The 18,708-nt window shown below is 64.0% G+C and carries 21 protein-coding genes and 1 tRNA gene; 4 read left to right on the forward strand and 18 right to left on the reverse strand.

Translation table 11 applies throughout. From position 1 onward, the window contains the following. Window positions 1-474 (forward strand): peroxiredoxin, encoded by a 474-nt coding sequence (locus PCA10_RS21905; RefSeq protein ID WP_016494273.1) that lies wholly within the window; start codon window positions 1-3, stop codon window positions 472-474. A gap of 194 nt (window positions 475-668) precedes the next feature. Here the strand turns inward: PCA10_RS21905 and PCA10_RS21910 are convergent, their stop codons facing one another. Both PCA10_RS21910 and PCA10_RS21915 read right to left on the reverse strand, forming a co-directional pair. Beyond that, window positions 669-1,739 carry an AI-2E family transporter gene (locus PCA10_RS21910; RefSeq protein ID WP_016494274.1) on the reverse strand — a complete coding sequence of 357 codons (1,071 nt, stop codon included), beginning with the start codon at window positions 1,737-1,739 and terminating at the stop codon, window positions 669-671. Between the two features lie 33 nt (window positions 1,740-1,772). Then, window positions 1,773-2,024 carry a sulfurtransferase TusA family protein gene (locus tag PCA10_RS21915; protein ID WP_016494275.1) on the reverse strand — a complete coding sequence of 84 codons (252 nt, stop codon included), beginning with the start codon at window positions 2,022-2,024 and terminating at the stop codon, window positions 1,773-1,775. A gap of 158 nt (window positions 2,025-2,182) precedes the next feature. Here PCA10_RS21915 and PCA10_RS21920 point away from each other — a divergent pair, with 158 nt between their 5' ends. After that, window positions 2,183-3,616 (forward strand): M48 family metalloprotease, encoded by a 1,434-nt coding sequence (locus PCA10_RS21920; RefSeq protein ID WP_041770398.1) that lies wholly within the window; start codon window positions 2,183-2,185, stop codon window positions 3,614-3,616. 59 nt (window positions 3,617-3,675) lie between these two features. Here the strand turns inward: PCA10_RS21920 and nadA are convergent, their stop codons facing one another. The 16 genes from nadA to aspS all read right to left on the reverse strand — a co-directional run bounded on the left by nadA (window position 3,676) and on the right by aspS (window position 17,000). Beyond that, on the reverse strand, window positions 3,676-4,734 hold the full coding sequence (gene nadA, locus PCA10_RS21925) for a quinolinate synthase NadA (RefSeq protein WP_041770399.1): 1,059 nt from the start codon (window positions 4,732-4,734) through the stop codon (window positions 3,676-3,678). Window positions 4,735-4,953: 219 nt separating this feature from the next. Continuing rightward, a tRNA-Lys gene (locus PCA10_RS21930) sits at window positions 4,954-5,029 on the reverse strand. Window positions 5,030-5,087: 58 nt separating this feature from the next. Further along, window positions 5,088-5,762, reverse strand: a complete 675-nt coding sequence (gene queC / locus PCA10_RS21935; RefSeq protein ID WP_016494278.1) for a 7-cyano-7-deazaguanine synthase QueC — start codon at window positions 5,760-5,762, stop codon at window positions 5,088-5,090. A gap of 58 nt (window positions 5,763-5,820) precedes the next feature. After that, a complete protein-coding gene (gene queE, locus PCA10_RS21940) occupies window positions 5,821-6,468 on the reverse strand; it encodes a 7-carboxy-7-deazaguanine synthase QueE (protein WP_016494279.1) in 648 nt (215 codons plus the stop codon). Window positions 6,469-6,592: 124 nt separating this feature from the next. Beyond that, entirely contained in the window at window positions 6,593-7,417 is an 825-nt protein-coding gene (ybgF, locus tag PCA10_RS21945) for a tol-pal system protein YbgF (protein WP_016494280.1), read from the reverse strand. Window positions 7,418-7,423: 6 nt separating this feature from the next. Further along, window positions 7,424-7,921, reverse strand: a complete 498-nt coding sequence (gene pal, locus PCA10_RS21950; RefSeq protein WP_016494281.1) for a peptidoglycan-associated lipoprotein Pal — start codon at window positions 7,919-7,921, stop codon at window positions 7,424-7,426. A gap of 58 nt (window positions 7,922-7,979) precedes the next feature. Further along, complete coding sequence (gene tolB / locus PCA10_RS21955) at window positions 7,980-9,284, reverse strand: Tol-Pal system beta propeller repeat protein TolB (RefSeq protein ID WP_016494282.1); 1,305 nt, start codon at window positions 9,282-9,284, stop codon at window positions 7,980-7,982. Continuing rightward, the gene (gene tolA / locus PCA10_RS21960; protein WP_016494283.1) at window positions 9,281-10,336 is read right to left on the reverse strand and encodes a cell envelope integrity protein TolA; all 1,056 of its coding nucleotides are present in this window, start codon (window positions 10,334-10,336) and stop codon (window positions 9,281-9,283) included. Before tolA ends, tolB begins: the two co-directional genes overlap by 4 nt. After that, window positions 10,336-10,794, reverse strand: a complete 459-nt coding sequence (gene tolR / locus PCA10_RS21965; protein WP_016494284.1) for a protein TolR — start codon at window positions 10,792-10,794, stop codon at window positions 10,336-10,338. Before tolR ends, tolA begins: the two co-directional genes overlap by 1 nt. Before the next feature lie 34 nt (window positions 10,795-10,828). Then, a complete protein-coding gene (gene tolQ, locus PCA10_RS21970; RefSeq protein WP_016494285.1) occupies window positions 10,829-11,524 on the reverse strand; it encodes a protein TolQ in 696 nt (231 codons plus the stop codon). A gap of 2 nt (window positions 11,525-11,526) precedes the next feature. Continuing rightward, window positions 11,527-11,973 (reverse strand): tol-pal system-associated acyl-CoA thioesterase, encoded by a 447-nt coding sequence (ybgC, locus tag PCA10_RS21975; protein ID WP_016494286.1) that lies wholly within the window; start codon window positions 11,971-11,973, stop codon window positions 11,527-11,529. A 93-nt stretch (window positions 11,974-12,066) separates the two neighbouring features. Further along, window positions 12,067-13,119, reverse strand: coding sequence for a Holliday junction branch migration DNA helicase RuvB (ruvB, locus tag PCA10_RS21980; protein WP_016494287.1), 1,053 nt, complete (start codon window positions 13,117-13,119; stop codon window positions 12,067-12,069). Window positions 13,120-13,125: 6 nt separating this feature from the next. After that, on the reverse strand, window positions 13,126-13,731 hold the full coding sequence (gene ruvA / locus PCA10_RS21985; RefSeq protein ID WP_016494288.1) for a Holliday junction branch migration protein RuvA: 606 nt from the start codon (window positions 13,729-13,731) through the stop codon (window positions 13,126-13,128). A 21-nt stretch (window positions 13,732-13,752) separates the two neighbouring features. Continuing rightward, complete coding sequence (ruvC, locus tag PCA10_RS21990) at window positions 13,753-14,277, reverse strand: crossover junction endodeoxyribonuclease RuvC (RefSeq protein WP_016494289.1); 525 nt, start codon at window positions 14,275-14,277, stop codon at window positions 13,753-13,755. Between the two features lie 136 nt (window positions 14,278-14,413). Beyond that, entirely contained in the window at window positions 14,414-15,163 is a 750-nt protein-coding gene (locus PCA10_RS21995) for a YebC/PmpR family DNA-binding transcriptional regulator (protein WP_016494290.1), read from the reverse strand. 61 nt (window positions 15,164-15,224) lie between these two features. Continuing rightward, window positions 15,225-17,000 (reverse strand): aspartate--tRNA ligase, encoded by a 1,776-nt coding sequence (aspS, locus tag PCA10_RS22000; protein ID WP_016494291.1) that lies wholly within the window; start codon window positions 16,998-17,000, stop codon window positions 15,225-15,227. A 272-nt stretch (window positions 17,001-17,272) separates the two neighbouring features. Between aspS and PCA10_RS22005 the strand changes: the two genes are divergently transcribed. Next, entirely contained in the window at window positions 17,273-18,091 is an 819-nt protein-coding gene (locus PCA10_RS22005) for an SDR family NAD(P)-dependent oxidoreductase (RefSeq protein WP_016494292.1), read from the forward strand. A gap of 134 nt (window positions 18,092-18,225) precedes the next feature. Further along, complete coding sequence (locus PCA10_RS22010; protein ID WP_016494293.1) at window positions 18,226-18,696, forward strand: Dps family protein; 471 nt, start codon at window positions 18,226-18,228, stop codon at window positions 18,694-18,696. The last annotated feature ends 12 nt before the right edge of the window (window positions 18,697-18,708 follow it).

Raw genomic sequence — 18,708 nt, forward strand, 5'->3', positions numbered from 1 at the left:
ATGGCCGTTTCCCTGAACCAACCCGTCGCCGATTTCATCGCCCAGGCCACCAGCGGCCTGGAGGTCAGCCTCGCCGCCCTCAAGGGCCAGCAGGTGGTGTTCTACTTCTATCCCAAGGACAGCACCCCGGGCTGCACCACCGAAGGCCAGGGTTTCCGCGACCAGCACGAGGCCTTCCTGGCGGCCAACACGCAGGTGTTCGGCATCTCCCGCGATGGCCTGAAGTCCCACGAGAACTTCAAGTGCAAGCAAGAGTTTCCCTTCGAGCTGATCTCCGACAAGGACGAGGCGCTCTGCCAGCTGTTCGACGTGATCAAGCTGAAGAAGCTCTATGGCAAGGAATACATGGGCGTCGACCGCAGCACCTTCCTGCTCGACAAGGACGGCGTGCTGCGCCAGGAGTGGCGCGGCGTGAAGGTGCCGGGCCATGTGGATGCGGTGCTCGCCGCCGCCCAGGCGCTCAACCGGGGCTGAGCCGTCAGCCACAAGAAAAAGGCCGCATCAGCGGCCTTTTTCGTTTCAGGGCTAGGTCTTGTACGAAAAGTCGTCGAGCGAAGGTCAGGCAAGGCGAAATCGGCCGAAGAAGCGCAGTTTACGTGTTGTAAATGAGCATTCTGAGGCCGATTTCAACACAGCATCACCGAGCGCAGGCACTTTTCGTACAGAACCTAGTGTTCGAGGGCCTGCGGCGGCCCGGCCTTGGGCCAGGCATCCAGCACCGCCTTGAACAGGGTGGCCAGGGGGATGGCGAAGAACACGCCCCAGAAGCCCCAGAGCCCGCCGAACAGCAGCACCGCGCAGATGATCGCCACCGGGTGCAGGTTCACCGCCTCGGAGAACAGCAACGGCACCAGGACATTGCCGTCCAGGGTCTGGATCACCGTGTAGACCACCATCAGGTAGATAAACTGGTCGCTCCAGCCCCACTGGAACAGCGCGATCATGGCCACCGGCACCGTCACCACCACCGCGCCTATGTAGGGCACCACCACCGACAGGCCCACCAGCAGGGCCAGCAGCGCCGCGTAGTTGAGCCCCAGCCAGACGAAGGCCACGTAGGTCACCGAACCGCAGATGACGATCTCGATCACCTTGCCGCGGATGTAGTTGGCGATCTGTTCGTTCACCTCGTCCCAGACCTCGGTCATCAGCGCGCGCTCGGTGGGCAGGTAGCCGCTGAACCAGCGCGCGATCAACAGACGGTCCTTGAGGAAGAAGAACACCAGGATCGGCACCAGCACCAGGTAGATCATGACGTTGACCAGCAACGGCAGGCTGGACAGGGAGAAGGTCAGCGCCCACTGGCCGAACTTGGCGATCTCGCTGCGGGTGACTTCGATGGCTTTGAGCACCTGCTCGTCAGTCACCAGGTGCGGGTAGCGTTCGGGCAGGAGGAGCAGCAGCGACTGCCATTCGCCGAGCATGCCCGGCAGCTCCTGGAACAAGGCGCTGAGCTGCTGCCAGAGCAGCGGCACCAGCACGCAGATGATCAGCGCCAGGGCGCCGATGAACAGCGTGAAGACTATCCACACCGCCAGGCCCTGGGGGAGCCGCAGGCGCTCCAGCAGGTTGACCAGCCCTTGCATGAGAAAGGCCAGCACCAGCCCGGCCAGTACCGGCGCGAGCATGTTGCCGAGGGTGAGGACGATGGTGAAGCCGAGAACCAGAAAGACGGCCAGCACCACGGCTTCTTCATCGGAGAAGTAGCGCTGGACCCAGTCGCGAAGCACCTTGAGCATCGAAAATCCTTGGATGGCCCTGAGCGGCCGGAATCAGGCCTTGCGCAGCCAGTAGCGGTACACGCCGTCTTCGACTTCCTCACGCAGCAACTGGTGCCCGGCCAACTGTGCGAAAGCGCGGAAATCCCGCTGGGAGCCGGCGTCGGTGGCGATCACCTTGAGCACCGCGCCGCTGGGCAGGCGATTGAGTTCGAGCTTGGCCTTGAGCAGCGGCAGGGGGCAGTTGAGGCCGCTGGCATCCAGCTCGGCGTCGAACGCATCGGCTCGACTGGCGGTGTCAGTCATGGTGGGTCTCCGGGGAAGGCGCCTGGCGGGTCGTTCGGGGAGGACCCATGGCGGTAATACTTGAGCGGGCGGTTAGGATACCGAAGGCAGAGCGCCGCTGGCCAGCGACCGCGCCTGGACGCTACAGTTAGCCCTTTGTCGCCCCACGAGCCCAGTGCATGAATCTTCTGCGCCCCACTCTGTTGACGCTTGCCTGCCTTCTCGCTTCACCGGCCATGGCCGACGACCTGCCGTCACTGGGGGATTCCAGCTCATCCATCGTCTCTCCGGAACAGGAACATCAGCTTGGCCGCGCCTGGCTGAGCATGCTCCGCGGCCAGGTGCCGCAACTCAGCGATCCGCAGCTCAAGAACTACGTGGAAACCAGCGTCTACCGCCTGGCCGAGACCAGCCAGCTGCAGGACCGGCGCCTGGAGTTCGTGCTGCTCAACAGCCCGCAGCTGAACGCCTTCGCCGCACCGGGCGGCATCATCGGCGTCAACGGCGGCCTCTTCCTCTACGCCCCCACCGAGGCCGAGTACGCCTCAGTGCTGGCCCACGAACTGGCGCACTTGTCCCAGCGCCACTTCGCCCGAGGCGTGGAAGCCCAGCAGCGCATGCAGATCCCGGTGATGGCCGCGATGCTCGCCGGTATCGTCGCCGCCGCCGCAGGCGCGGGGGACGCCGGCATGGCCGCGATCATGAGCACCCAGGCCGCAGCCATCCAGGAGCAGCGCCGCTTCTCCCGGCAGAACGAACAGGAGGCCGACCGCATCGGCCTGCTCAACCTGGAAAAGGCCGGCTACGATCCACGCGCCATGCCGCGCATGTTCGAGCGCCTGATGCGCCAGTACCGCTATGACGCCAAGCCGCCGGAATTCCTCCTCACCCACCCGGTGACCGAGAACCGTATCGCCGACACCCGCAACCGTGCCGAACAATTCCCCTCGGGTGGCGTCGAGGACAGCCTGCGCTACCAGCTGATGCGCGCCCGCGTGCAGCTGATGTTCGAAGAGACCCCGGGCATCGCCGCCAAGCGTTTCCGCGCCATGCTCGACGAAGACCCCAAGCTGGATGCCGCCCGCTACGGCCTGGCCATCGCCCAGATCAAGGGCGGCCAGCTCAACCAGGCCCGGGATAACCTGGCGCCGCTGCTGGCCAAGGCGCCGAACGAAATCGTCTACAACCTGGCCCAGGTCGACCTGGACATCACCGGCAATCGCCTGGCCGACGCCCAGCAACGCGTGGACCGCCTGCTCACCCTGTACCCCAACAACTACCCGCTGAAGCAGATGCGCAGCGACCTGCTGATCAAGCAGAACAAGCCCAAGGAAGCCGAGAAGGTGCTCGACGCCTTGCTCAAGAGCCGCCCCAACGATCCGGACGTCTGGTACCAGGTGGCCGAAGTGCGCGGCCTGGCCGGCAACACCATCGGCCTGCACCAGGCCCGCGCCGAGTTCTTCGCCCTGGTGGGCGATTTCGATCAGGCCATCGAGCAGTTGGACTTCGCCAAGCGCCGCGCATCCGGCAACTTCCCCCTGGCCTCGCGTATCGATGCCCGCCAGCAGGAGATCATCCAGCAGCAGAAGATGATCAAGGAAATGATGCGCTGAGGCGCTTCAGGCAGGCATGAAAAAGCCCGGACTGGTCCGGGCTTTTTTCTGCGCGGGAATCAGGCGTTGCCGGCCTGTTTCAGGCGTGCGGCCTGGGTGAAGTCCAGCATGCGCTTGAGCGGCTTGATGGCCTTGGGGATCAGCGCCGGGTCGACGAAGATCTCGTTGGTGCCTTCGCGCAGGCACTGCAGGGTGCGCTCCAGGGTGTTCATGGCCATCCAGGGGCAGTGGGCGCAGCTGCGGCAGGCGGCGCCGTTGCCGGCGGTGGGCGCCTCGATGAACTGCTTGTCCGGGCACAGCTGCTGCATCTTGTAGAAGATGCCGCGGTCGGTGGCGACGATGAACATCTTGTTCGGCAGCGTTTGCGCAGCCTTGATCAGCTGGCTGGTGGAACCCACGGCGTCCGCCAGTTCGATCACGGCCTCCGGGGACTCCGGGTGGACCAGTACGGCGGCTTCCGGGTACAGCGCCTTCATGTCTTCCAGCTGCTTGGCCTTGAACTCCTCATGGACGATGCAGGCGCCGTCCCAGAGCAGCATGTCGGCACCGGTTTCACGCTGGATGTAGCGGCCCAGGTGCTGGTCCGGCGCCCAGATGATTTTCTCGCCGTTGTCCATCAGGCTCTCGACGATTTCCAGCGCGCAGCTGGAGGTCACCACCCAGTCAGCACGGGCCTTCACGGCCGCCGAGGTGTTGGCGTAGACCACCACCGTGCGTTCGGGGTGCTGGTCGCAGAAGGCCGAGAACTCATCCACCGGGCAACCCAGGTCGAGGGAGCAGGTGGCTTCCAGGGTGGGCATCAGCACGCGCTTTTCCGGGTTGAGGATCTTCGCGGTCTCGCCCATGAAGCGCACGCCGGCGACCACCACGGTCTGCGCCGAATGCTGGTTGCCGAAACGGGCCATTTCCAGGGAGTCGGAGACGCAGCCGCCGGTTTCCTCGGCCAGCGCCTGGATCACCGGGTCGCAGTAGTAGTGGGCGACCAGCACGGCATCGCGCGCCTTCAACTCGGCGGCGATGGCGGCACGGTAGTGCGCCTCCTCCTCGGCCGTCAGCGGCTTGGGCTGCTTGGCGGCAAGATGGGCCTGGACCAGAAAGCGTTCGGAAAGCTGTGTCATGGAAGCTGAACCTGCGGGCACGGTGGCGCGGAATCGATTATACACCTGCCCCCCTGTGACCACGGCGTCACGGGAGCGGCTGCGGATGATATCGCAGATTTGGCAGTGCAGGGACAACCCTGGCAAGCACCATCCGTCTGTCGTGGCCAGGCAATTGGGGAAGGGAAATGAAGTGTCCGGAAACGAAAAAGCCCGCCTGAGAAGGCGGGCTTTTGGAGATGGTGGGTCGTGTAGGATTCGAACCTACGACCAATTGGTTAAAAGCCAACTGCTCTACCGACTGAGCTAACGACCCAACGCGAGGCGCATGATACTGATTTTATTCAGGAATTCAACACCTCATAAAAACTTTTTTACTGGTAGCGCGTAGGATCCTTCATACCCGCCGCCGCAAAGCCTGCCGCGCGCAGCCGGCAGCTGTCGCATTTGCCACAGGCGCGGCCCTCGTCGTCGGCCTGGTAGCAGGATACCGTGAGAGCGTAGTCGACGCCGTGGCGCATGCCGGCCTGGACGATCTCGGCCTTGCTCAGATTCTGCAGCGGCGCCTGGATGCGGAACCCCTGCCCTTCCACGCCGGCCTTGGTGGCCAGGTTGGCCATGCGCTCGAAGGCGTCGACGAATTCGGGGCGGCAATCGGGGTAACCGGAATAGTCCACGGCGTTGACGCCGATGAAGATATCCCGCGCCCCCAGCACCTCCGCCCAACCCAGCGCCAGGGACAGGAAGACGGTATTGCGCGCCGGTACATAGGTGACCGGAATGCCTTCGGTGGGACTCTCGGGCACATCGATGGAGGTATCGGTCAGCGCAGAGCCGCCGATGCCGTTCAGGTTGAGGCCAATGACCTTGTGCGCCACCGCCCCGAGCTGGCGCGCGACGCGCTCGGCGGCCTGGAGCTCGGCGCGATGGCGCTGACCGTAGTCGAAACTCATGGTGTAGCAGGCGTAGCCTTCGGCGCGGGCCAGGGCGACCACGGTGGCCGAGTCCAGGCCGCCGGACAACAGGATGACCGCTTTCTTCTCGCTCATGGGAGGTCCCTCGAAATCGGCCTGCCTCGCAGGCAGGCAAGGTGCGTTCCGTGCCGGATCAGTGACCCGGCTCGTCGTTCCAGAGAATCTTGTGCAACTGCAACTGCAGGCGCACAGGCAGGTTGTCAGCCACTATCCAGTCGGCCAGATCGCGGGCGCTGACCTCTTTGTGGCTGGGCGAGAACAACACCTCGCCAGCGCGCTGCTCGAGGCGATACTCGATCAGCTTGGACACTGCCCAGTCATAGTCCTCGCGGGAGCAGATGACGAACTTCACCTGGTCGTTGGCCGTCAGGTGGGCGATGTTCTCGTAGCGATTGCGCCCCACTTCGGCGGAGCCGGGGGTCTTCAGGTCGACCACCTTGCTCACGCGCGGGTCCACGGCGGATACATCCAGGGCGCCGCTGGTTTCGATGGACACGTCATAGCCGGCGTCGCACAGGCGCTGGAGCAGCGGGATGCAGTTCGGCTGGGCCAGCGGTTCGCCACCGGTGACGCAGATGTAGCGCGGCTTGTAGGCGGCGACACGTTCGAGGATGGCGTCGAGCGTCATGAGCTCGCCACCACTGAACGCATAGGCGGTGTCGCAGTACTGACAGCGCAGGGGGCAGCCGGTGAGGCGCACGAAAACCGTCGGCAGGCCGGCGGTACGTGTTTCCCCCTGCAACGAGTAGAAAATCTCGGTGATTCGCAGGGTTTGATGCATATCAGCCACGGGCGTGACGGCTAAACAGGCCATCCGCCTCCGTTGCGGGAAAGAAGGGTGTAGCCGGCCATTCTAACAAAAAACCCGCGACTAGCGCGGGTTCAAGTGACCGAGAGGCTTGCCGTCAGGGCAGGCGCTGCAGATCGCGCTGGGCCAATTGGGCGGCCGAGCTGCCCGGGAACTGGCTGATGACCTGCTGGAGGATGGTCTTGGCCTTGGCGCCATTGCCCAGACGCTGCTCGACGTCCGCCAGCTTGTACAGGGAGTCCGGCACTTTCGGGTGCTGCGGATAGGCCTGGCCGACACGAGCGAAGGCCTGGCTGGCGCCCTGCAGGTCGCCCTTGGCGAGGTTCACCTCACCCAGCCAGTACTGCGCGTTGCCGGCGTACTGGCTGTTGGGGTACTTGCGCAGGAAGGCGTTGAACGCCTGGCTGGCCTTGTCGAAGTCCTTGGCCTTGATCAGGTCGAAGGCGGCATCGTAGTAGAGCTTTTCCTTCGCGGGATCGCCCGGTTCGCTGCTGGCAGCGGCTTGCTGCGCGGGTGCGGCCGGAGCGCCGTTGGCAGCGGGTGCGCCAGCGGCAGGGGAATTGGGGGCGGTCGGCGCGCCAGCGGCGGCGGGACCGGAAACACGGCGATCGAGGTCTTGGTAACGCTCCAGGCTTTCCTGTTTCAGGCGCTGGATCTCGTACTGTTGCTCCTCGAGCATGCCACGCAGGCGAGTGATCTCTTCCTGCATCTGCTGGAGCTGCATGAACAGCTCGCCCTGCGCAGAGATAGGGGCCGCGGGGGCCCCTGTCCCGGCGTAGGCAGCGCCAGTCGTACCGTAACCGGCCGGCGGGTAACTGCTGCCGTAACCGGCGTTGTTATCCACCACGGGAACCTCAGCCAGCGCCGCGAACGGCAGGCTGGAGAGGGCCAGGAAAGTCAGAGCACGACTGGACTTGCGCATCGCGAATTACTTACGCAGTTCTACGCGGCGGTTTTGCGCCCAGGACTGCTCGTCGTTGCCAGTGGCAACCGGACGCTCTTCGCCGTAGGAAACCAGTTCCAGCTGAGCCGGGGAAACGCCCTGCAGAACCAGGTAACGCTGAACGGCCTTGGCGCGACGCTCGCCCAGAGCCATGTTGTACTCGCGGGTGCCGCGCTCGTCGGTGTGGCCTTCCAGGACAACGCGGTTGCCGTTGGCCTTCAGGTCACGAGCGTGAACGTCCAGAGCGCGCATGGCTTCCGGCTTCAGGTCGGAGCTGTCGAACTCGAAGTAGAAGGTGGTGATAGCGCGCAGAGCGGCTTCTTCGCTCATGCTGCCATCTACACCGCTACCGCCGGCGTTGTAGCCAGCGTTCGGGTCAACGGCGCCTTCGCCAGTACCTTCGCCGCCTTTGGACGAGCAACCAACAGCTACGGCCATAGCCAGTGCGAGAGCGGCAAATTTGCCGAATTTCAGCATTTCCATCATGTAACTCCTAATGAACCCCAGTTGTGTTTAGTAAGGGTATTTTTTTAAGACCGCTTCAGTTCAGGTACGGCGACCAGGACGGTTCGCGAATGTCGCCCTGAACTGTGGGAATCGGGATCCGTACGCGCCCGTTTGTAGACACGAGCATCAGTACGCCGCTCCCTTGCTGGCGAGTTGCGTAGATTAACATGGTGCCATTGGGCGCGACAGTGGGCGAGTCGTCCAGCGAGGTGCCGGAAAGGATGCGCGGAGCACTGCCGGAGCGGGTCAGGTCCTGGGCAGCCACCTTGAAGTTGGTGAAGCCGTCCTGACGGTGGATCATCACCAGCATCTTCTCGTCGGCCGAGAGTTTCGGGTTGGCGTTGTAGTTGCCCACGAAGGTCACGCGCTGGGGTTCGCCACCGTTGATGTTGACCTTGTAGATCTGCGGCTTGCCGGCACGATCCGAGGTGAAATAGATGGTCTGGCCATCGGCGCCCCAGAAGGGCTCGGTGTCGATCGACATGTTGTTGGTGACGCGGCGCAGCTGGCGGCTGCCCAGGTCCATCACGTAGATCTCCGGGTTGCCGTCCTTGGACAGCACGAACGCCAGGCGATTGCCGTCCGGCGACCAGGCCGGGGCGCCGTTGAGGCCTTCGAAGTTGGTGATCTGCTCGCGGCGGCCGGTGTCGATGTGCTGGATGAAGATGCGCGGACGCTTCTGCTCGAAGGACACATAGGCGATACGGCGGCCATCCGGCGCGTAGCGCGGCGACAGGATCGGCTCGCGGGACTGCAGCAGGGTCACGGCGCGCTGGCCGTCATAGTCCGAGCGCTGCAGGGTGTAGCGGGTGTTGTCCACCGAGAAACGCTCCGCGGTGACGTAGAGCATGCGGGTAGAGAACGCGCCCTTGACGCCGGTGAGCTTCTCGAAGGACTGGTCGGCGATGTAGTGCGCCATGTCACGCAGCTGGTCGGTGGAACCGCTGACGTTGCCCGCCATGACCTGCTGTTCGGTGGTCACGTTGAACAGGGCGAACTGCACCTGCAGGCGGCCGCCGGCGGGAACGATGCTGCCCACCATCACGTACTGGGCGCCCAGGGCCTTCCAGTCGCGGAAGATGACTTCGCTGGCCTGGGTCGGCAGGCTGATCATGTTCTGCCGCGGGATCGGTTCGAAGTAACCGGAATTGCGCAGGTCGTTGCCGACCACTTCGGCGATGTCGGTGGGCAGCACGGTGCCGCCCTGCCAGCCAAAGGGCACCACCGCAATCGGGGTCGCCCGGTCGGTACCGCTGGTGATCACCAGCGGGTCGGCGGCCTGGACGGAGCCGACCAGCATGGCCACTCCGAGCAGGACGATACGAATGAGGGTGTTCACAGACCTAGATCCTCCGGTTTGAAGATGATGCGGCGCTGCCTGTACATCTGGTCAAAGGTAGCGCGATCCAATTGTTGCATTTCGGGGATACGCCCGACGCTGCGCACGGCACTCACTGCCGAACCGTCGAAGGGCGAATCGCCGCTGGAGCGGGTGACGCTGGCGTTGGTGATGGTGCCATCGGGCAGCATCTCGATCAGGACTTCTACGCTCATGCCGTTACGGGCCGATGGCGGACGGCGCCACTGCTCGCTGACCAGCTTGATGATCAAGTCGTCGAGGCTGCCGGCAACCTGGTCGCCAACTTCATCGGCAAGTGCCTGCTGGCGCCCGACATCTTCGGACAGCAGCTCGGCCAGGGCCGCGGCCTTCTTGTCCTCCGCAGCCTTGCGCTTGGCTTCCTCGGCCGATTTCTTCTTCGCGGCATCAGCAGCGGCTTTCTTCTTGGCATCCTCGGCAGCTTTCTTCTTCGCAGCTTCGGCTGCCGCCTTTTTCTTCGCGTCTTCGGCGGCCTTTTTCTTGGCCTCCTCAGCTGCTTTCTTCTTCGCCTCGTCGGCCGCCTTTTTCTTGGCTTCCTCTTCGGCTTTCTTCTTGGCGAAATCGGCCTGTTTCTTCTCTTCGACCTTTTTCGCCTCTTCGACTTTCTTCGCTTCTTCGGCTTTCTTGGCTTCGGCTACCTGCTTGGCTTCCTCGGCCTTCTGCTCCGCCGCTTCGGCCTTTCGAGCCTCATCGGCTTTCTTTTGTTCCGCTGCCTTGGCCGCCGCGACCTTCTGCTCGTCGGCCTTCTTCTGCTCCATCTGTTCGGTCTCGAACTGCGGAGCCGTGGTCTGCTTCTTCTCGCCGGCGATCTTCTGGTTGGTCTGGGTGGTGGCCTGGCTCTGGGATTTGAGCTGGTAGAGGGTGGCCTGCACGATCGGCCGCGACGGCGGCAGTTCGGGGGTGAAGGCGAAGCTGACGAACAGCATGCCGAACATCAGGACGTGCAAAGCCACGGCCCAGACGCTGGGCCAGAAGTAGCTTTCCGAGGGGGAGCGTTCGCTCTGCTGCTGCATCAGGGCGCCTCGGTAATCAGCCCGACGTTGGCCACGCCAGCCTTCTGCAGGCCGCCCATCACCGCCATCACGGCACCGTAGTCGACGGTCTTGTCGCCGCGCACGAAGACCTGGACGGTTTTACCCTGGCGGCTGTTCTCGGCCATGATGCCGGAGGCCGCCTGGACCAGTTCTTCCAGGGAAACCGAGGTTTCGCTCTTGCGGGTCTGGTCGGTCTGAACTTCTTCGCCCATGTTCCAGAAGTAGGACTTGTCGGCCTTGATCGAGATGGTCAGGACACGGGCGTTGTTGTCCTGTGGCAGGGCCTCGCTGGAGACCTTCGGCAGGTCGACCTTGACGCCCTGGTTGAGCATGGGCGCGGTGACCATGAAGATCACCAGCAGCACGAGCATGACGTCGATGTAAGGCACGACGTTCATCTCGGCGACCGGTTTGCGTTTGTGGCGGATTCTGGCCATGGCTTGAAACCTTTCCTCTCAGGGTCCCAGCGACTTACTCGTCGCTGGTGTGCACTTTGCGGTGCAGGATGGCCTGGAACTCATCGGCGAAGGTGTAGTAGCGACCGATCAGGGTCTCACCACGAGCGGCGAAGCGGTTGTAGGCAATGACCGCCGGGATTGCGGCGAACAGGCCGATCGCGGTGGCGATCAGGGCTTCGGCGATGCCGGGCGCCACGGTGGCGAGGGTCGCCTGCTGCACCTGGGCCAGGCCGCGGAAGGAGTTCATGATGCCCCACACGGTACCGAACAAGCCGATGTAGGGGCTGGTGGAACCCACGGTGGCGAGGAACGGCAAGCTCTGCTCGAGCTTCTCTTCCTCACGGGAAATGGCCACGCGCATGGCGCGGGCCACACCTTCCATCACTGCGTCCGGGTCCACGCCGGCCTGCTGGCGCAGACGGGAGAATTCCTTGAAGCCGGCACGGAAGATCTGCTCGACGCCGCAATCCGGGTCCGGGTTGCTACCGGCCTGGCGATACAGCTTGGAGAGATCGATACCGGACCAGAAGCGCTCCTCGAAGGACTCCAGGGACTTCTTGGCGGCGCGCAGCAGGTTGCTGCGCTGGAAAATCATGATCCAGGAAGTGACCGAGGCGGCCACCAGGGTCAGCATGACCAGCTGCACCACGATACTGGCGTTGCTGATCAGGCTCCACATGGAGGTATGGTCGACGACGTTGGCTTCCACGCTTAATCTCCTGCTGGGTAAAGACCCGGGTCGACGGCGAAGGCTTCACGCAGCGCTTCGGGGATCGCCCGGGGTTTCAAACTGTCGGCACGAACACAGGCAATCAGGAACTGCCCTTCGCATAGCAATACGTCATCGGCGGCGCGCCTGACCTGTTGACGAAAACGCAGGCTGGCCCGGTTTACTTCCATCACCTCGGCACTGATATTCAGTTCGTCATCCAGCTTTGCCGGCGCAAGGTAGCGCGCTTGCGCGGAATGAACGACGAACAGCAGGTTCTCCCCGACCAGCTCGGACTGGGCAAAACCCAGACTCCGCAGGCGCTCGGTTCGAGCCCGCTCCATGAACTTGAGGTAATTGACGTAGTAGACGATGCCGCCAGCATCGGTGTCTTCGTAGTAGACACGACAGCGATGCTGGAAAAGCTGGGCCCCAATTTGCGCGCGCATACTCTAGTGCTTACTCCTGAGGTTGCCAATCCGAACAGGCAACTGTTTTTTTCATGGCTTAGTCCTTGCCACGCCCTTCGACCACGAATGCCACTATTCGTCACCCGAACCGAACAGGTCGGCGGTCGGTTGATCCACCATGCGCTTGGGCAGGTTCAGCCCGAAATGCAAGTAAGCATGGCGCGTCACCACCCTCCCCCGAGGCGTGCGCATGATGTAGCCCTGCTGGATCAGGTAGGGCTCGAGCACGTCTTCGATGGTGTGGCGTTCTTCGCTGATGGCCGCCGCCAGGTTGTCGATGCCCACCGGGCCGCCATCGAACTTGTCGATCATGGTCAGCAGTAGACGCCGGTCCTGGTGGTCGAAGCCACGTTCGTCGACATCCAGCAGGTTCAGCGCCTTGTCCGCGATGTCCCGGGTGATGTCGCCCTGCCCGCGCACCTCGGCGAAGTCACGTACCCGCCGCAGCAGCCGGTTGGCGATACGCGGCGTGCCACGGGCGCGCCGGGCGATCTCGAAGGCGCCTTCCGGGTCGATCTGCAAACCGAGGATGCCGGCGGAACGGGCGACGATGGTGGACAGGTCCTGGGTGCTGTAGAACTCGAGGCGCTGGACGATACCGAAGCGGTCGCGCAGCGGATTGGTCAGCATGCCGGCACGGGTGGTGGCGCCGACCAGGGTGAAGGGCGGCAGGTCGAGCTTGATGGAACGGGCTGCCGGGCCTTCGCCGATCATGATGTCGAGCTGGAAGTCTTCCATCGCCGGATAGAGCACTTCCTCGACTATCGGCGAGAGGCGATGGATCTCGTCGACGAAGAGTACGTCGCCGGCCTCCAGGTTGGTGAGCAGCGCAGCCAGGTCACCCGGCCGCTCCAGCACCGGGCCGGAGGTACTCTTGATGGCAACGCCCATTTCGCTGGCGATGATGTTCGCCAGGGTGGTCTTGCCGAGGCCCGGCGGGCCGAAGATCAGGGTATGGTCGAGGGCCTCGCTGCGCCCCTTGGCTGCCTGGATGAACAGCTCCATCTGCTCGCGCACCACCGGCTGGCCGATGTAGTCGGCCAGTTTCAGCGGGCGAATGGCGCGGTCCAGCTGCTCGTCGCGGTCGCGGCTGCTGGCGGTGATGAGGCGGTCGGCTTCGATCATGCGGGGTTACACCATTCCTTTCAGGGCGCGGCGGATCATTTCTTCGCTGGACAGCCCTTCTTCCTTGATGGCGGATACCGCACGGCTCGCCTCCTGGGGCTTGAAGCCAAGGGCGATCAATGCGGACAAGGCGTCATTCTCCGCGCTGGAGACTGCCACACCAAGCCGAGGCTCGACCACCAGGGTTGCGATGGCCGGCATGCTCTCCCAGGCCTTGAAGCGGTCCTTGAGCTCCACCAGCAGGCGCTCGGCGGTCTTCTTGCCGACGCCGGGGATCTTCACCAGGGTGGAGGTGTCCTGGGCCTGAACGCAGCGCACCAGCTCATCCACCTCCAGGCCGGACATCAGCGCCAGGGCCAGTTTCGGGCCGACGCCGTTGAGCCGGATCAGCTCGCGGAACAGCTCCCGGTCGCGCTTTTCGAAGAACCCGTAGAGCAACTGGGCGTCCTCGCGCACCACCAGATGGGTGTGCAGGGTCACCGGCTCGCCCACCGAGGGCAGGCGATAGAGCGTGGTCATGGGCACTTCCAGCTCGTAGCCCACACCATTGACGTCGAGTATCAGGTGCGGCGGTTGCTTTTCCGCCAGGTTGCCGCGCAGGCGTCCAATCACGAATAACGTCCTTTGAAATAATTACAAACGAAGTCGCCCGCTCCGCCGCTTGGCGGACACCAGGCCGTGGGGGATCAGGGTTTGCCGGTGATGGGCATGGCAAAGGGCGATGGCCAGGGCATCGGAGGCATCTATCTGGGGTTTCTGCACCAGCTTGAGCAGATGCATGACCATCATCTGCACCTGCTGCTTGTCCGCGCCGCCGGTGCCGGCGATGGCCTGCTTGACCTGGCTGGCGGTGTATTCGGCGATTTCCAGGCCAGCCTCGGCTCCAGCGACTATAGCCGCGCCACGGGCCTGGCCCAGCTTCAGCGCGGAGTCGGCGTTGCGCGCCATGAACACCTGCTCGATGCCCATGGTCACCGGGCCGTAGGTGCGAATCACCTCACTGACGCCACGGAAGACGATCTGCAGACGCTCGTGCAGCGGACCCGAGCCGGTACGGATGCAGCCGGAGGCGATGTACTCGCAGCCGCGACCGGTGTCACGGACTACGCCGTAGCCGGTAATGCGTGAGCCGGGGTCGATACCAAGAATCAGGGTCATGCCGCCGCTAGCTCCACGGACCGACTCAAGGGTCGGCACACTGTCTATTTATCCAGCCGCGAGTATACGGAGTGGCCCGCCAACAAAAAAGCCGGAAGCGCGCGAGGCGACTTCCGGCTTTCGATCACGCCAGCACTTAACCGAGCTGTTCCATGATCTCGTCAGGAATCTCGGCGTTGTGGTAGACGTTCTGGACATCGTCCAGGTCTTCCAGCATGTCGATCAGCTTCAGCACCTTCTGGGCGGTTTCCAGGTCGGTGATGGGCGCGGCGATCGAGGGGATCATGGCCACTTCGGCCTCGTCGCCCTTGAAGCCCGCCTTGGTCAGCGCCTCGTTCACCGACAGGAAGTCGGCGAAGGTGGTGTAGACCTCCACGGAGCCATCTTCCTCAGCCACCACGTCGTCGGCACCGGCTTCCAGCGCCGCTTCCATCAGGGCGTCTTCGTTCACGCCCGGGGCGTAGCTGATCTGGCCCTTGCGATCGAACATGTAGGCTACCGAACCGTCGGTACCCAGGTTGCCGCCGCACTTGCTGAAGGCATGGCGCACTTCGGCCGCGGTACGGTTGCGGTTGTCGGTCATGGCTTCGATGATGATGGCCACGCCGCTCGGCGCGTAACCCTCGTAGCTCAGCTCGACCATGTTGTCGGCTTCGTTGGAGCCGGCGCCACGGGCGATCGCGCGATCGATGGTGTCGCGGGTCATGTTCGCGGTCAGCGCCTTGTCCACGGCCAGGCGCAGACGCGGGTTGTCCGCGGGGTTGCCGCCGCCATGCTTGGCCGCGACGGTCAGCTCACGAATGAGCTTGGTGAAGATCTTGCCGCGCTTGGCGTCCTGACGTTCCTTGCGGTGCTTGATGTTGGCCCATTTGGAATGACCAGCCATAACTCACTCCGTACTCTCTGAACGGATGGCGCCTGTCGGCGCCACCTCGGGTTGGTTCTGATTACTCGGTCTTGGCCTGTTCGCGCAGGCGGATGTTCAGCTCGCGCAGGGCCTTGGCATCCACGGTACCCGGTGCCTGGGTCATGACGTCGCCGGCGCTCTGGGTTTTCGGGAAGGCGATCACTTCACGGATCGACGCGGCGCCGGTCATCAGCATGACCAGGCGGTCGAGGCCGAAGGCCAGGCCGCCATGGGGCGGCGCGCCGTACTTCAGGGCGTCGAGGAGGAAGCCGAACTTCTCTTCCTGCTCCGCATCGTCGATGCCCAGCACGCGGAATACCGCCTGCTGCATGGACTTGTCGTGGATACGGATGGAACCGCCGCCCAGTTCGGTGCCGTTGAGCACCATGTCGTAGGCACGGGACAGCTTGCCGGCCGGGTTGGCCTCGAGCTCTTCCGGGGTGCACTTGGGCGCGGTGAACGGGTGGTGCAGCGAGGTCAGGCTGCCGTCGTCGTTCTCTTCGAACATCGGGAAGTCCACGACCCACATCGGCGCCCACTCCTTGGTGAGCAGCTTGAGGTCATGGCCGACCTTGATACGCAGCGCGCCCAAGGCGTCGCAGACGATCTTGGCCTTGTCGGCACCGAAGAACACGATGTCGCCATCGACCGCACCGACGCGGTCGAGGATCACATTGAGGTTCTCCTCGGGGATGAACTTGACGATGGGCGACTGCAGGCCCTCGACACCCTTGGCGCGCTCGTTGACCTTGATGTAGGCCAGGCCCTTGGCGCCGTAGATGCCGACGAACTTGGTGTAGTCGTCGATCTGGCTGCGCGGCATCGAAGCGGCACCCGGTACGCGCAGGGCGGCGACGCGGCCCTTCGGATCGTTGGCCGGGCCGGAGAACACCTTGAATTCCACGCCTTGCAGCTGGTCGGCGACGTCAACCAGTTCCAGCGGGATGCGCAGGTCGGGCTTGTCGGAACCATAGCGGCGCATGGCTTCTTCGAAGGGCATGTGCGGGAACTCGTCGAACTCGACATCCAGCACTTCCTTGAACAGCTGGCGCACCATCTTCTCGGTGATGCCGATGATGTCGCTCTCGTCGAGGAAGCTGGTCTCGATGTCGATCTGGGTGAATTCCGGCTGGCGGTCGGCACGCAGGTCTTCGTCGCGGAAGCACTTGGCGATCTGGTAGTAGCGATCGAAGCCGGCCACCATCAGCAGCTGCTTGAACAGCTGGGGCGACTGCGGCAGGGCGAAGAAGTGGCCCGGGTAGGTGCGGCTCGGCACCAGGTAGTCGCGGGCGCCTTCCGGAGTCGGACGGCCCAGGATCGGGGTTTCCACGTCGAGGAAGCCGTTCTCGTCCAGGTAGCGGCGGATGCTGCTGGTGATGCGCGCGCGCAGCTTCAGCTTGGCGGCCATTTCCGGACGACGCAGGTCGATGAAGCGGTAGCGCAGGCGGGTTTCTTCGCCCACGTCGGAGTATTCGTCCAGCGGGAAGGGCGGGGTCTCGGCCTGGTTCAGCACTTCCAGCTCGTAGCCCAGCACTTCGATGGCGCCGGAGGCCATGTTGGAGTTGCGCGCGCCTTCAGGACGCAGGCGCACCTTGCCGGTGACCTTCACGACGTACTCGCTGCGTACGCGGTCGGCGCGGGCGAAGGTTTCTTCGCGATCCGGGTCGAACACCACCTGGGCCAGGCCTTCGCGGTCACGGATATCGAGGAAGATGACCCCGCCGTGGTCGCGGCGGCGGTGTACCCAACCGCAGAGGGTGATTTCCTGGCCGTCCAGGCTCTCGTTCAGTTGGCCGCAATAGTGGCTGCGCATCATGGTCGTGTTTCGCTTCTCTTGAGTCGTGAATTCGTCCGCCCGCCCGGGGGCGGCGGAGCATCCGGCGGAGGTGCAACCCCCTGCCGGACAGGCCGGGGTTCGCGGCAAAGAGCGGGATTATATAGCGTAAATTGTCACCGTGCAGCCGCCCTCCCCACCACCCCACGCGCCCAGCCCTGACGCGCCCTGGCTTGCTGGGCCGGATACCTGTGTCTAAGCTCGCGGACACCCGCCCGACGGACGGACGCCAGGCATACAAGGAAGGAGTGGAGATGCAGTCATTCGCAGGGAAGGTCGCGATCATTACAGGGGCGAGCTCGGGTATCGGCCGCGCCCTGGCCCAGCAATTGGCGGCCCAGGGGTGCCACCTCGCCCTCGCCGACATCGACGCCGAAGGCCTGGAAGTCACCACCGCCCCATTGCGCAGTCCAGACCTGAGGGTTTCCACCCACACCCTGGATGTCGCCGATCGCGACGCCATGCACGGGTTCGCCGAGCAGGTCCTGGCCCATCACGGCCGCGCCCACCTGGTCATCAACAACGCCGGGGTGGCGGTGTCCCAGACCATCGAAGAGATGCGCTACGACGATTTCGAATGGCTGATGGGGATCAACTTCTGGGGCGTGGTGCACGGCACCAAGGCCTTCCTGCCCCACCTGCTGGCCCAGGGCGAGGGCCACATCGTCAATCTGTCGAGCATCTTCGGCATCGTCAGCGTGCCCACCCAGGGCGCCTACAATGCCAGCAAGTTCGCCGTGCGCGGCTTCACCGAAGCGCTGCGCCAGGAACTCTGCCACACGCCGATCAAGGTCAGTTGCGTCCATCCCGGCGGCATCCGCACCAACATCGCCCGCTCGGCCCGCTTCTACCAGGGCGTAGACGGCAAGTCCGACGCCGGCAAGGCGGCGGCACGCTTCGACCAACTGGCGCGTACCTCCGCCGAGCAAGCCGCGCGCGTCATCCTCGACGGCATCCGGGCCGGTCGCCCGCGCATCCTGATTGGTGCCGATGCACGCTTCCTCGATCGCCTCCAGCGCCTGCTGCCCGCCAACTACCCACGACTTCTCGCAAAGCTGCTAATAAAGAGTTGAACCCGGTAGCTGCCAATGACTTCTATCCATCACGTCCATTGACCGAAGACAAGGCCGACCACCGCCACCCCCGTGCTAGGCTCTGCCCATCAAGGGCCCGGTTTGGGCCGCACACTACCCAGAGGAGAACTGGTATGGACATCAATATCGGAATTGCCGAACAGGATCGCGCCGCTATCGCGGAGGGTCTCTCCCGACTTCTGGCCGACACCTACACCCTCTATCTCAAGACCCACAACTTCCACTGGAACGTCACTGGCCCGATGTTCAACACCCTGCACCTGATGTTCGAAGGTCAGTACACAGAACTCGCGCTGGCGGTGGACTCCATCGCCGAACGCATCCGCGCCCTGGGCTTCGCTGCGCCCGGCACCTACGCCGCTTACGCCCGCCTCTCCTCCATCAAGGAAGAAGAAGGCGTACCGGCAGCCGAGGACATGATTCGCCAACTGGTCCAGGGCCAGGAAGCGGTCGTGCGCACTGCCCGCGGCATTTTCCCGCTGCTGGACAAAGTCAGTGACGAACCCACCGCCGACTTGCTCACCCAGCGCATGCAAGTCCACGAAAAGACCGCGTGGATGCTCCGCAGCCTGCTCGCCGCCTGACCTCCAGGCGCT

The organism is Pseudomonas resinovorans NBRC 106553 (assembly GCF_000412695.1).
Lineage (GTDB): Bacteria > Pseudomonadota > Gammaproteobacteria > Pseudomonadales > Pseudomonadaceae > Metapseudomonas > Metapseudomonas resinovorans_A.